At 43.8% G+C, this 12067-nt stretch carries 15 protein-coding genes; 11 read left to right on the top strand and 4 right to left on the bottom strand.

Features of this window, described 5'->3' with window-relative positions:
* Positions 1-43: 43 nt before the first annotated feature.
* Positions 44-493, top strand: a complete 450-nt coding sequence (locus ACXADE_RS10640) for a helix-turn-helix transcriptional regulator (RefSeq protein WP_474980445.1) — start codon at positions 44-46, stop codon at positions 491-493.
* A gap of 40 nt (positions 494-533) precedes the next feature.
* On the opposite strand, the gene ACXADE_RS10635 is transcribed toward ACXADE_RS10640, so the two are convergent.
* Positions 534-785, bottom strand: coding sequence for a ferredoxin (locus ACXADE_RS10635; RefSeq protein WP_474980444.1), 252 nt, complete (start codon positions 783-785; stop codon positions 534-536).
* Between the two features lie 133 nt (positions 786-918).
* Here ACXADE_RS10635 and ACXADE_RS10630 point away from each other — a divergent pair, with 133 nt between their 5' ends.
* The 4 genes from ACXADE_RS10630 to ACXADE_RS10615 are packed head-to-tail and all read left to right on the top strand — an operon-like array spanning position 919 to position 4393.
* On the top strand, positions 919-1989 hold the full coding sequence (locus tag ACXADE_RS10630; RefSeq protein WP_474980443.1) for a YpbB family protein: 1071 nt from the start codon (positions 919-921) through the stop codon (positions 1987-1989).
* Positions 1979-3490 carry a RecQ family ATP-dependent DNA helicase gene (locus tag ACXADE_RS10625; protein ID WP_474980442.1) on the top strand — a complete coding sequence of 504 codons (1512 nt, stop codon included), beginning with the start codon at positions 1979-1981 and terminating at the stop codon, positions 3488-3490. The genes ACXADE_RS10630 and ACXADE_RS10625 overlap by 11 nt, the downstream gene beginning before the upstream one ends.
* Positions 3487-4083, top strand: coding sequence for a lysostaphin resistance A-like protein (locus tag ACXADE_RS10620; RefSeq protein ID WP_474980441.1), 597 nt, complete (start codon positions 3487-3489; stop codon positions 4081-4083). Before ACXADE_RS10625 ends, ACXADE_RS10620 begins: the two co-directional genes overlap by 4 nt.
* Positions 4076-4393: a hypothetical protein gene (locus ACXADE_RS10615; protein ID WP_474980440.1), complete on the top strand. Its 318-nt coding sequence runs from the start codon at positions 4076-4078 to the stop codon at positions 4391-4393. Before ACXADE_RS10620 ends, ACXADE_RS10615 begins: the two co-directional genes overlap by 8 nt.
* Before the next feature lie 3 nt (positions 4394-4396).
* Here ACXADE_RS10615 and ACXADE_RS10610 read toward each other — a convergent pair whose 3' ends face one another.
* The 3 genes from ACXADE_RS10610 to ACXADE_RS10600 are packed head-to-tail and all read right to left on the bottom strand — an operon-like array spanning position 4397 to position 5487.
* Positions 4397-4966: a manganese catalase family protein gene (locus tag ACXADE_RS10610; protein WP_474980439.1), complete on the bottom strand. Its 570-nt coding sequence runs from the start codon at positions 4964-4966 to the stop codon at positions 4397-4399.
* A 33-nt stretch (positions 4967-4999) separates the two neighbouring features.
* Positions 5000-5269 carry a spore coat protein CotJB gene (locus ACXADE_RS10605; RefSeq protein ID WP_474980438.1) on the bottom strand — a complete coding sequence of 90 codons (270 nt, stop codon included), beginning with the start codon at positions 5267-5269 and terminating at the stop codon, positions 5000-5002.
* On the bottom strand, positions 5266-5487 hold the full coding sequence (locus tag ACXADE_RS10600) for a spore coat associated protein CotJA (RefSeq protein WP_474980437.1): 222 nt from the start codon (positions 5485-5487) through the stop codon (positions 5266-5268). Before ACXADE_RS10600 ends, ACXADE_RS10605 begins: the two co-directional genes overlap by 4 nt.
* Positions 5488-5612: 125 nt before the next feature.
* Here ACXADE_RS10600 and ACXADE_RS10595 point away from each other — a divergent pair, with 125 nt between their 5' ends.
* The 6 genes from ACXADE_RS10595 to ACXADE_RS10570 all read left to right on the top strand — a co-directional run bounded on the left by ACXADE_RS10595 (position 5613) and on the right by ACXADE_RS10570 (position 11837).
* Positions 5613-6251: a CBS domain-containing protein gene (locus ACXADE_RS10595; protein ID WP_474980436.1), complete on the top strand. Its 639-nt coding sequence runs from the start codon at positions 5613-5615 to the stop codon at positions 6249-6251.
* Between the two features lie 190 nt (positions 6252-6441).
* The gene (locus tag ACXADE_RS10590) at positions 6442-7227 is read left to right on the top strand and encodes a metallophosphoesterase (RefSeq protein WP_474980435.1); all 786 of its coding nucleotides are present in this window, start codon (positions 6442-6444) and stop codon (positions 7225-7227) included.
* Positions 7228-7291: 64 nt separating this feature from the next.
* Positions 7292-8191 carry a MerR family transcriptional regulator gene (locus tag ACXADE_RS10585; protein ID WP_474980434.1) on the top strand — a complete coding sequence of 300 codons (900 nt, stop codon included), beginning with the start codon at positions 7292-7294 and terminating at the stop codon, positions 8189-8191.
* A 423-nt stretch (positions 8192-8614) separates the two neighbouring features.
* The gene (locus tag ACXADE_RS10580; protein ID WP_474980433.1) at positions 8615-9196 is read left to right on the top strand and encodes a genetic competence negative regulator; all 582 of its coding nucleotides are present in this window, start codon (positions 8615-8617) and stop codon (positions 9194-9196) included.
* Between the two features lie 280 nt (positions 9197-9476).
* A complete protein-coding gene (locus ACXADE_RS10575) occupies positions 9477-10421 on the top strand; it encodes a D-alanine--D-alanine ligase (protein WP_474980432.1) in 945 nt (314 codons plus the stop codon).
* Positions 10422-10550: 129 nt separating this feature from the next.
* On the top strand, positions 10551-11837 hold the full coding sequence (locus ACXADE_RS10570) for a Glu/Leu/Phe/Val family dehydrogenase (RefSeq protein WP_474980431.1): 1287 nt from the start codon (positions 10551-10553) through the stop codon (positions 11835-11837).
* Positions 11838-12067 lie beyond the last annotated feature (230 nt).

The raw sequence follows: 12067 nt of genomic DNA, 5'->3' as shown, positions 1-12067 counted from the left end.
CTCATGTTAAAATAAAGGAACGTAGAAAAGGGGTCGATAGGGTATGGATCAAAATGAAGTTCGAAAGTTATTATCGGAAAAGATGAAATTGATACGCGTCGAGCATGGATATACACAGGATCGGATGGCGGAAATCCTGGGACTATCCAAAAAAACACTCGTCCAAATAGAAAAGCAACGAACGATGGCAGGCTGGACGACGGCTGTTGCTGTTTGTGCCTTGTTTCAAGAGAGTGATGTGTTAAAAGGGGTTTTGGGTGATTCACCCGTCGAAATTGTCGAGACGATCGCTCATAAACACGTGGAACCGCAAGGAACGAAAACGCTCGGCGGGAAAGTGTGGTGGCAGAACATTGCCGAAGGAGAAAAATACATCCTCCAGCAGAATGTGATCAGTCAACACTATCGCATTATCAATTCAGAGGATTACCGGATATTTTCGACCATGGACCGGGAAGAAGCTGAAATTCGGTTTGAAGGACTGGTCAAGTAAAAAAGCCCCTAGTATTTAGGGGCTTTTCTCCGGGTGACGATTATTCTTCGAATTTCAATGGATCTCCGTGAAAAGGATCCGTGGAAATTTTGATTGAATCGGTGGGGCATCCATCATAAGCGTCTTCCATGTCTTCCTCATACAGTTCAGGAACTTCTTCTGTTCCTTCATTATCATCAAGGACTACGTAAGCAATCCCTTCGTCGTCGTAGTCATAGATATCAGGTGCAGCAGCGCCACAGGCCCCGCAGGCTATGCATGTCTCTTTGTCGACGATTGTATATTTGGCCATAAATTCGACCTCCTTCAATGAAGCGATGTAAAAACTCGGTACAATCGATATAGAAGTACAACATTTATTGTAAATCTCAGCTTCTCTGTTTTCAACTGAATGAGGCTGACCAAGACGGAAAGGAGGGGGTGAAATGTTCGAGCATTTGATTCTCGTGTGTCTGGACAGGCTGGGTGGAGAACGCACCGTTTCAGGCATCTATCATTTATTGACCGGCAAAAGGTCATCTCAGACGATGCAGGACGCCAAAGGATATGAACTGGATGATTATTTCGGGATTTACCCCTCTCTTGAAAGGGAACCATTGGAACGGATGATTCACTCCCTCGAGAAACGGAACCTCATCCGACTGAATGAAAAATCTTTTCCTTTTCTCACGGATCAAGGAGTGGATCACCTTTACACCTTTCCAGATCAGGAGCTTCATTTCTTTAAAGGAATGGTCTGGCATGAGGTCATCCCGGTTTTTGTCCGGCGAATGACCCTCTTGATTCAAATGATTACAAATCATCAATCAGGCATTTATCATTATGTCCCGATCGTTGAAGATTTTCAAACACAGAAGTGGGCGCGTGCTGTCTATGTACAATTTCAAAATAAAATACCCAAGATCATCGAGTCATTATATACAGAGATCCAGGCACTCATGTGCTCCCACAATCGTAAAGAAGCGGATATATTCGTACACCGGCTGACCGGAGGTTCTGTCATCGGGATGACGCTGGATCAGTTGGCGAGGGAATTTGATGAAGAACCGGAAAATATCCATCTTCTGCTCCAACATACGGCCTATTATTTATTTTTGGAAGCGAAAAAAGACAATGTCCGGTTCCCTGTGCTCCACTTGTGTACAAAAGGGCTCGATGCGAGCCATTTGATTACGCGATCAGCCAGAAAGACGTACCATTATTTACAGCAAGGGCTGGGGTTACAGGAAATCATCCGGGTCCGCCGGTTGAAAAAGAGTACGATTCAGGATCACATCGTCGAATCAGCATTGATCATCCCGGATTTTCCTATTGATCCTTTTTTGGAAAGGGAAGATGTAGAAGCGATCAATCATGTAGCGGCTCGTCTTGATACGAAGAAGCTAAAGCAAATCCATGAAGCTTTGCATGGAAAGTACGACTATTTTGAATTGCGCCTTGCCCTGGCGAAAGGCCAACATCGAACAAAGGAAGGTTTTACACAGGATGAAGTATGATTTAAGATCGGTACTAAAAAAACATTTTGGATTCGATCAATTCCGGGAAGGCCAGGAAGTAGTCATCACAGATGTATTGAATGGACAGGATGTTCTCGGGATTTTACCCACCGGGACAGGAAAATCACTGTGCTATCAGCTGCCGGCCAGAATGATCGATGGAACGACGATTGTGGTATCCCCTCTCATTTCGTTGATGGTGGACCAGGTAAAGCAGTTGAAAGCTACCGGATACAAATCCGTGACCGCTTTGAACAGCTTCATGGATCAGTTCGAAAGAAAAACGGTCATGAAGAACCTCGAACACTATTCCCTCATCTACATATCTCCTGAAATGTTGCAGAATGAGTGGTTTCAACGTGGTTTGGACCGCTTGGATGTCCGTTTGTTCGTCATTGATGAAGCTCACTGCATTTCCCAGTGGGGCCATGAATTCCGGACGGATTACTTGAAGCTTCATCAATCCATTGAGAATATGGGAGATCCGACGGTTCTTGCTCTCAGCGCAACTGCTACCCCTGAAGTCCAGCAGGATATTATGGAAAAACTGAAGCGCCCCCTTATGAAAAAAAGAGTCTACCCCATGGACAAACAGAACATCAGTTTTGCTGTGGAAGAGTGTGGGAGCCCTGAAGAAAAAACGGATCGAATGGTGCAAGTACTTAAAAGAAACGATGCTCCTACCATGATTTACTTTTCCAGCAGGCAATGGGCGGAAAAAGTCAGTTTTGCCTTGAGGGAAAAGCTTGATAAACGGGTGGCCTTCTATCACGGTGGCATGGAGCAGACGGACCGGATGCTCGTGCAGCAGCAATTCATGAACAACCAGTTGGATATCATTTGCTGTACCAGTGCATTCGGGATGGGAGTCGATAAAAAGGACATTCGCATCATCATCCATTTCCACCTGCCGCCCCAATTGGAATCATTCATCCAGGAGGTCGGAAGGGCAGGAAGAGACGGGGGACATGCGGTAAGCCTGCTTCTCTATACAAGAAAGGACCATTATCTTCCCCAAAGGCTGATTGAAAGTGAACTTCCGGATAAGAAGGATTTGAACCGGGTCTTCTCCTTTTTAACACAAAAAGAAGGGAAAGCCATACCGGAAGATGAGGTCATGATCGACCGGTTTGAATTATCGGAATCCCAATGGAACTTCATCAAGTTCCAATTGGAGGAAGAAGCAATCACCAGTGCTGGGATCTTAAAGAAGGTCGAGGTGGAACAGCAATGGACCATCAGCCGGCATTTAGAAGAGCGGTGGGTGTATAAACATAACAAATTGAATGAGATGATGAAGTGGATCCATACCTCCGACTGCCGGAGAGAAACGCTGTATCGTCCTTTCCAGGCGATCGTCAGGCCACCTTCTGTCCCGTGCTGTGACCTGTGTGACTTCAACATTGATGCTTTGGCACTGCAGGAGGAGCATTATCATATGGAAAAGGCTGGATGGGAAGAAAGGCTGAAAATGGTTTTCGGAAGAGGGAGTCATTCATGACCCGTAAATCTCAAACCGAATTAATCATGCAAATGAATGATCGGGAAATTACCTTACAATTAGTGCTCACCCAATTAAGTATTTTTTTCATAGCTCTCATCGGCAGTGTTTTCCTCTTTGATGAATTTTGGTCCGATTGGCGCAGCCAGTTCGCTTTTAACAGTGGTGAACTGTTCGTTTATGGATTCATTCCGGGACTTATGGTGCTTCTCATTGACCTTTTCCTCGTGTATCGTTTACCACATAGGATGTATGATGATGGCGGCATTAACCAAAAAGTTTTTGAAAACCGCTCCATTAAAGGAATCATCGGCCTGACGCTGCTGGTGGCGTGTAGTGAAGAACTTTTATTTCGCGGCGTACTGCATGCAGAATTCGGGTATGTGGTGGCAAGCGTTCTATTTGCCATCATGCACATCCGTTATTTAACAAAAATTGTTCTATTGGTATCTGTACTGTTCGTCAGCTTTTTTATCGGCTATATGTATGAGCTGACCGGAAATTTACTTGTCACTATCCTGGCACATTTTCTTATCGATGTTGTGCTCGCTTTTTGGATACGATTTGGAAAATGGGAGGAAGGCAATGAGTGAACATGATCACCAACATCAAACCGAAGACCAGGCGGGGAAATTAAGAGGATACACAGAAGAAGGCGGTTTTGGAAAAGAATTCGATGTTCTTGACCTGCCTCCACGCAGGGACGTGCACGAAACAAAAAATCAAAAGTCAAAATGGAAGTTCCATGCGATATGGATGAGGTTCCTCTTCATCATCCTCCTCGTTTTAATCGTCGTCATTCTCTCCTATCCTTACTGGGATGATTGGTTTGGTGGAACGTTCCCTGAACCGACGTATTTAGAAGAATCGCCCTACCATGAGCAAGTCACAGTAGAGCGGTGATAATTAGAAGAACTGCTTGCGGTCTTTCTCAAACTTAAGGATTTCAACAGCTTCTCTAAACCTTTGGGAGTGTATGATCTCTCTTTCCCTTAAAAATTTCAGACTATCATTCAAGCAAGGGTCATCCGACATGTTTATAATCCATTGGTAGGTTGCCCTTGCTTTTTCTTCAGCAGCTATATCTTCGTACAAGTCTGCAATCGGATCTCCTTTCGCCTGGATGTAAGTAGCTGTCCATGGGCTGCCCGCAGCATTATTGTAATACAGGGCGTGATCATGGTTGGCATAATGAGCTCCAAGCCCTGCTTCTTTCATTTGTTCCGGGGTCGCATCTTTGGTCAATTTATAAATCATCGTCGCGATCATTTCCAGATGGGCGAACTCTTCTGTTCCAATATCGGTTAACAGACCGATCACTTTGTCAGGAATAGTATACCGTTGATTCAAATAACGAAGGGCCGCTGACAGTTCTCCGTCGGCTCCTCCATATTGTTCAATTAAATATTTGGCAAGTCTCGGGTTGCATTCCGTTACTTTTACAGGATATTGTAATTTTTTCTCATAATACCACATACGCGCCCTCCCGTTTTTTTCATTTGCAAGGCTTTAAAACTGCCAGGGCCAGGGACTGTCCGCCCAATTCCATGGATACCCTGAAAAACTTCCTCCGTACTGTCGTAAAGGGCCAAACTGTTGTTCATACGTTGATTTGAGATCACGGCTTTCTACAGCCAGCTGATTGAACTGCTGGATCGCCTGTGTGTCCTGTGGGTGAGTGTCCAGGTAAAGCGTCAGTTCCACCAGAGCAAAATCAACCATCTGAATTTTCTCCATCAATGCATACCGTTCTTTTACCGGATCGGCCCCTTGTTTCATCGTTTTGCTCCTTTCTCCATCGGGGTCGGATAGGGATCGTATAACACTGGCCAAAGGGTCCCTTTGTATAAAGCCTCCTGAATCGGAAACTGCTGCATGTTGGGCGGCTGAAAACCTAAATAAAGGTTCGGCGGCGTCTGATAACAGGCCGCTCCCCTTGGCGGGCATGGATCAAAGGGACCGTGGTAAGGTTTGTAGCATTTTATCGGTGTATACATCTTAAGATCACATCCTTTTTCATGGAATTTTATGTGTCGTTTGCTCGTCCTATTCGATTCAGGCAGGATATCCAAAGCTGTTTGGCGAAATAATACGAGTGCAAATCAATGGAAGAGGTGAGTGTATGTTTGTTAAAGGGATTATGAAACCCGTCCACAAATCTTTTACGGCTGAAGCATCAGCATCCTTATCTGAAGTGCTAACCGTGCTTAATGATAAGGACATTGAAGCTGTACCGGTTTTAGAAGACGGTCGGTTCAGAGGGATGGTTTCTAAGGAAATGATCTACCAGGCCTTTTTCAATTCAGAAAAAGGAATCGACCGCACGACATTTTTGAAAGAAACCACGGTGGGGGAAGTCGCTGGCCATGAAGATTTCTATATTCATGATGAAGAAGTGTTCGAACGTACGCTTCCGATGTTTAAAGGTTTCTCCGTACTTGCTGTTGTCGACGATACGAAAAAATTCCTTGGATTAGTTACAAGGTTTGATGTCATCGAGCAGTTTGAAAGTGCCTTCGGTGTAAGGAAAAAAGGGGTAAGAATCGCCTTTACCTCTGAAGAATCCGTCGGAAGGATCGAAAGGCTCGGGGATATCATTAAAAACTACCAGGGAAATGTCATTTCGCTTGCTACGTTTGATGAAACCGATAAGCTTGCCAGGAGAATTGTGCTTAAGATCGAAGACAACGATCATATCGATGCTTTCACGAAAAAACTGGAAAAGTCCGGATTCCGAATACTAAGCGTTAAACATGTGTAAATACGGATTTTATAAAAACCGCTCAGGGACTACCCTGAGCGGTTTTTTGCATGGCTATCCAACAATCAATTGTCTTACACCAATACCTTCATCGTTCTCTATAAAAAGCACTCTCGTATAAATATTTTTTCGTGACTGGTTATTTTGTGGTAATATAATGATTTGATTACTGAAGCGGAGGTGAACCGACATGATCTGGCTATTATTAACGGTCTTTATTACAGGTGCTATTATCTTTTTTTATATGTATTCTTTATCAGAAAAGGACCACCTTCGGATAACGTCTCTTCCATGTGCGCGGCTATCTGGGAGAGACAACATTCAGCTTTTATTCATCAGCGACATACATAACCGTCGTCTAAAGGAAAGTACGTTCGAGGAAATCCGCGAGGTGGATATCGTTATCATTGGCGGGGATCTGGTAGATAAACGCACATCTGAAAAACGGCTGAAACAGAACCTTTCTATATTAAAACAATGGGGGGCTCCTATTTACTTCATACCCGGTAACAACGACCATGAATGGAAATATGGCTCGTTCCTTGAGGATTTGGAAAAAGAATGCGTCCTTCCCCTCTCGAATGAGGATACTTATATTGAGCATGGAAAAGGGACATCCTTCGTAGTAAGTGCTCTTGATCCGTATTTTATGAAGCCGAACCGGAACGCATCCCATCCGGAAGATTCCCAATGTCTTCAGATTCTTTGTGTCCATGATCCTTATGTCTTTCAAAAGATGAATGCAGGTGCAAAAAAGAGGTTCGACCTCGTTCTGAGCGGCCACACCCACGGTGGACAAATCCGTATCCTAGGTTTCGGCCCCTATAAACGAGGCGGTTGGGAATTTTCAAATGAACAATCCTTTCTAGTCAGTGAAGGATATGGTACATCGTTGCTGCCCCTTCGTCTCGGAACGAGAGCAGAATGTCATTGGATAGAGTTGGTCCCAAAAGAAGGAGAACATTATAGCATATAGAAATTTTACACGCATTCAAAGCATCTTATATAATAGAAAAAAATAGACAGGTGGTGGCAGACGTATGGCTACGACGAAAGCAAAATACAATATTAAAGCTGTATCACAGCTGCTGGGTATTCAGCCGGGTACGCTCCGTGCCTGGGAACGAAGGTATAAAATGATCCGCCCTTCCAGGAATGAAGCTGGCCACCGTCTTTATACGGATGAGCATGTGCGAATTTTGAAATGGTTGATGGAAAAAGTAAATAAAGGGTTTACCATATCTCAGGCGGTATCCTTATTGGAAAACAGCGAGGGGGCTGTCACGAATACAGACCATACGGAACATAAGTCCCAACTGGACAAAATCGGGGATGAGCTGTTGAACAGCCTGCTTTCTTTCAATGAAAATGATGCTCAGCGCCATTTGGATCATGCGTTCAGCTTATTTACACCAGAAACGGTCGCGATTGACATCATCGGTCCGATTCTTGTTAAAGTTGGTGACTTATGGGAAGAAAACCGTATTACGAGTGCTCACGAACACTTCGCCAGTCAATTCATCCGTTCTCGGATCGGGATGATGCTCTTGTCTATTCCCACGGACGGGATGCTTCCGAAAGCCCTTCTTGTTTGTGGACCTAACGAGCGTCATGAATTAGGACTGCTTATTTTTGCCTTGTTTTTAAAACGGAAAGGGTACGATGTCATTTATCTTGGTCAGAGCATTGCAGGTGGAGATATCGATATTGTAATTGATGAAATCGAACCGACGTATATGTTTATGTCCTGTACCCTGAAGAAGAATATTCCGATTACACTGAGGCTTGCGGAGTCCTTGCAGAGTCAATATCCGGATTTGAAAATTGGACTTGGCGGCTATGCCTATGATCGCTTATCTGAGCTTGATAAAAAACGGATCCAACCCTTCATTGTTGGGAATTCTAAAAAAGCGTGGGAACGCTGGCTGGAGATGAGTTGATCTCTTAAAATGAATACTGGATGATCGAACCTTACCGGAACGGACCCTTCATATCGGAGCCGTTCTTTTTTATGTCCTCAGTGCCCTTGGGTTGTATGATTCAAGAATTAACCGTTTACCAAGGTGAAGGGTTCCTTGCAAAAGCATTCGTTTCGAGAGACCGATTGAGCCCCGTGGACAGCGAACCCTTTCCCTAAGGCCTGAACCTATTCAAACATTTTGAAATTCATGTATTAGTAGAAACATCAAAAATAAAATTTACCAGAGACAAAGAAAAAAGAGGTTGGACTGTAAACAAAGTTAGGCAGGAGTTGAAAAATGTTTGCCCACGTCCAAATCGTCCGATATAATTTGAAAAAAGGTGCCATAATCGCATCGGTCATCATAAGATATAGATAACACATCGTGACAGGGGGCGATCATGTGCGAGTGGAAAGAATGACCAATGAGAAATTTAAAATTTTCCTAACGTTTGATGATTTGATGGATCGGGGATTATCCCGGGAAGAACTGTGGAGTGACTTGCCCAGGGTCCACCGGATTTTCAGCGATATGATGTATGATGCTGGAATTGAACTTGGTGTAGAACTGTCAGGTGTTCTATTAGTGCAGGTGTATCTTCTTCAGGCCCAAGGAATGCTGGTCGTCGTAACAAAGACGGAGCCTGCAGATATTGAAGAAGATGAAGACTATATTGAAATGAAAGTCACGTTGGATGAAAGTAAAGAAATGATGTTCTTCTTTGATGATTTTGAACACGTCATTCAAGCGGGGCTTCAATTGAATCAACTTGATGTATTCGGAGGGCGTGTTTTCCTTTACGAAGGATCTTACTATATGCTTCTTGAGGATGAGGACATCTCTCATCTCGATCAAGATCAAGTGATTGCTTTATTATCTGAATATGCTTCTGCTACAGCAGCAACGTCCCATCGATTATTGGAATATGGAAAACAAATCATGGACAAAGAGGCATGTCGAACCATCTATAAACACTTCTCATAAACTGAAAGAGCGACACTTCATTAAGAGTCGTTCTTTTTTTATTGGGCGCTGGTACGTTTGTTGTAAGAAATTCATTTCCTAAGGTCAGGTTTATAAACACTTCTCAGGTCTCGTTGCCTTATTAGGCGTCTTTTTGATGGGGGAGCTGTATTCCTTCTAAACTTGTGATAGATCAATCGTTTTCCGCTTGATTTTTGAATAGATGCATGAAAGGGAACATGTTAAGATAAGAGTTGGTGTTAGTAAATTATAGAGTGTTCTATGAAATGGAGTGTAACGAATGAAGATTGCGGTTTTATATGGTGGAACATCCGGGGAGCGGGAAGTTTCTCTTTCTACCGGTAAGGGAATCATAAAAGCATTGGAGAATAGAGGCCATGATGTCACATCTATCGACTTTTCTCCTGAAAAAATAGAAGAAGTGCTGAATTTGGATGTGGATCTTGTGTTTATCGGACTGCATGGCCGCTTCGGTGAAGATGGCAAAATCCAAGGCCTTCTTGATATGCTCAGTATTCCATATGTAGGTTCCGGCGTCCTGTCCTCAGCTCTTGCTATGGACAAAGCGAAATCCAAGCATATCTTCTCGTTGAATGGGCTTCATACAGCGAAAAGTGAAGTGTTTGATGTGACCCATCAAGAACAATTTTCTGTCATTGAAGAAGAAATTAACAAGAAATTCTCAGTACCGTTCGTCATTAAACCGAATCAGGAAGGTTCTACTTTAGGTCTGACGATTGTAAAAGATGCAAAGGACATCCCACAGGCGATTCAGACGGCTGCAGGTTCTGATTCTATGATTCTAGTCGAAGACTATGTTAAAGGCCGGGAAGTGACAGTGCCTGTTATGGGGCGCAAAGGCGAAGAAATGGCCCTCCCAGTCATCGAGATCATTCCTAAGAATGATTATTATGATTTTGACTCAAAATATAAACCTGGAGGCAGTGAACATATCGTACCTGCCAAAGTGAGCGATCAACTGACTGAACAGTTGCAGCAATCTGCTGTATTGGCTCATCAGCTTTTGGGATGCGATGTATATTCTCGCGTAGACTTCATAATCAATGAAAACGATGAGCCGGTCATTCTGGAAGTGAATACATTGCCGGGGATGACCCCGACCAGTCTGTTCCCGGATTCTGCTCAGGCGATCGGGTTGAGTTACGATGACTTGATCGGACGATTCGTAGAGCTTTCATCACTGGATATGGACACACAGGTGTAAACGTTTACATTTTTTCTTTGAAAACGGTTAGAAAAAGCCGGTTTCAGCTTTCCTAATTGGTAGTGAACGTGTATACTATTCACTGAAGAACGAGCCCTAATCGAATGGATTGATATAGGAGGTAAATGGATGGTAGCCGATAAGCCAACAGATTCTGCAAACCAAAACAACGAAAAACTTGACGTGTTGAAGTCCACTCAGACGGTGGTCAAGAAAGCACTTGATAAATTAGGATACCCCAATGAAGTCTATGAACTGATGAAAGAACCTGTAAGAATGATGACCGTAAGAATTCCTGTTCGTATGGATAACGATCAGATCAAAATTTTTACCGGCTATCGTGCCCAGCATAATGATGCCGTTGGTCCCACCAAAGGGGGCGTGCGTTTTCACCCCAACGTTTCGGAAAAAGAAGTGAAGGCCTTGTCGATTTGGATGAGTTTGAAAGCAGGGATTGTCGATCTTCCATACGGTGGAGGTAAAGGCGGTATTATCTGTGATCCCCGTGAAATGTCTTTCCGTGAGCTAGAAGGAGTCAGCCGTGGTTATGTCCGCGCAATCAGTCAAATCGTTGGCCCTACAAAAGATATTCCGGCACCGGATGTCTTCACTAACTCACAGATCATGGCCTGGATGATGGATGAATACAGCCGGATTGACGAATTCAACAATCCAGGATTCATTACAGGAAAGCCTATTGTGCTCGGTGGCTCTCATGGTCGTGAAACGGCCACAGCCAAAGGTGTTACCATCTGTATTGAAGAAGCGGCTAAGAAAAAAGGAATCAACGTCGAAGGCGCCAGAGTCGTCGTGCAGGGATTCGGTAATGCCGGAAGTTTTCTTGCCAAATTTATGCATGATCGCGGTGCTAAGGTTATCGGAATTTCAGATGCCTACGGCGGGCTGCACGATCCGGACGGACTTGATATCGATTACTTACTGGACCGCCGTGACAGCTTCGGCACGGTGACGAATTTATTCAAAACGACGATTACCAATGAAGAGCTGTTGGAACTTGATTGTGATATCCTTGTACCGGCAGCGATTGAGAACCAGATTACAGAAGATAATGCGTATAACATAAAGGCATCCATCGTCGTAGAAGCAGCAAATGGACCGACAACATTAGACGCAACAAGAATTCTCTCGGAACGTGGAATTCTTCTTGTTCCTGATGTGCTTGCATCCTCTGGTGGAGTGACGGTTTCCTACTTCGAATGGGTCCAAAACAACCAAGGGTACTATTGGACCGAGGAAGAAGTAGAGGAGAAACTTCATAAAGTTATTATCAAAGGATTTGACAATGTTTATCGGACCGCAGAAACACGTCGTGTAGATATGCGTCTTGCCGCATATATGGTCGGTGTAAGAAAAATGGCGGAAGCCTCAAGATTCCGTGGATGGATATCAACTTGATTATAAGAATGCAATCTCCTATCATGGTTATGGTAGGAGATTCATTTTTTGTTAGGATTTTTCAATCCTGTGATGTTTTATCCCTTTAACGTTTATAACATCCATTGGGGTTTAAGAAGTTGATGAAATAAAGAACGTAGGTGATTCCCTACATCACATGCATGAATATGGAAACCATACCACATCATCGAACATAAAAAGTAAAGGTTTAATGTAAAGGGAAAGAGGAG

It is taken from the genome of Halobacillus sp. ABR2_026 (assembly GCF_056158545.1).
Note: the sequence above shows the minus strand (reverse complement) of the source record. Positions and strands in the feature narration are given on the sequence as shown.

Excerpts from the sequence above, each read along its gene's own strand:
- ACXADE_RS10640 (WP_474980445.1), top strand. The coding sequence starts at position 44 with ATGGATCAAAATGAAGTTCGAAAGTTATTATCGGAAAAGATGAAATTG.
- ACXADE_RS10635 (WP_474980444.1), bottom strand. The coding sequence starts at position 785 with ATGGCCAAATATACAATCGTCGACAAAGAGACATGCATAGCCTGCGGG.
- ACXADE_RS10630 (WP_474980443.1), top strand. The coding sequence starts at position 919 with ATGTTCGAGCATTTGATTCTCGTGTGTCTGGACAGGCTGGGTGGAGAA.
- ACXADE_RS10625 (WP_474980442.1), top strand. The coding sequence starts at position 1,979 with ATGAAGTATGATTTAAGATCGGTACTAAAAAAACATTTTGGATTCGAT.
- ACXADE_RS10620 (WP_474980441.1), top strand. The coding sequence starts at position 3,487 with ATGACCCGTAAATCTCAAACCGAATTAATCATGCAAATGAATGATCGG.
- ACXADE_RS10615 (WP_474980440.1), top strand. The coding sequence starts at position 4,076 with ATGAGTGAACATGATCACCAACATCAAACCGAAGACCAGGCGGGGAAA.
- ACXADE_RS10610 (WP_474980439.1), bottom strand. The coding sequence starts at position 4,966 with ATGTGGTATTATGAGAAAAAATTACAATATCCTGTAAAAGTAACGGAA.
- ACXADE_RS10605 (WP_474980438.1), bottom strand. The coding sequence starts at position 5,269 with ATGAAACAAGGGGCCGATCCGGTAAAAGAACGGTATGCATTGATGGAG.
- ACXADE_RS10600 (WP_474980437.1), bottom strand. The coding sequence starts at position 5,487 with ATGTATACACCGATAAAATGCTACAAACCTTACCACGGTCCCTTTGAT.
- ACXADE_RS10595 (WP_474980436.1), top strand. The coding sequence starts at position 5,613 with ATGTTTGTTAAAGGGATTATGAAACCCGTCCACAAATCTTTTACGGCT.
- ACXADE_RS10590 (WP_474980435.1), top strand. The coding sequence starts at position 6,442 with ATGATCTGGCTATTATTAACGGTCTTTATTACAGGTGCTATTATCTTT.
- ACXADE_RS10585 (WP_474980434.1), top strand. The coding sequence starts at position 7,292 with ATGGCTACGACGAAAGCAAAATACAATATTAAAGCTGTATCACAGCTG.
- ACXADE_RS10575 (WP_474980432.1), top strand. The coding sequence starts at position 9,477 with ATGAAGATTGCGGTTTTATATGGTGGAACATCCGGGGAGCGGGAAGTT.
- ACXADE_RS10570 (WP_474980431.1), top strand. The coding sequence starts at position 10,551 with ATGGTAGCCGATAAGCCAACAGATTCTGCAAACCAAAACAACGAAAAA.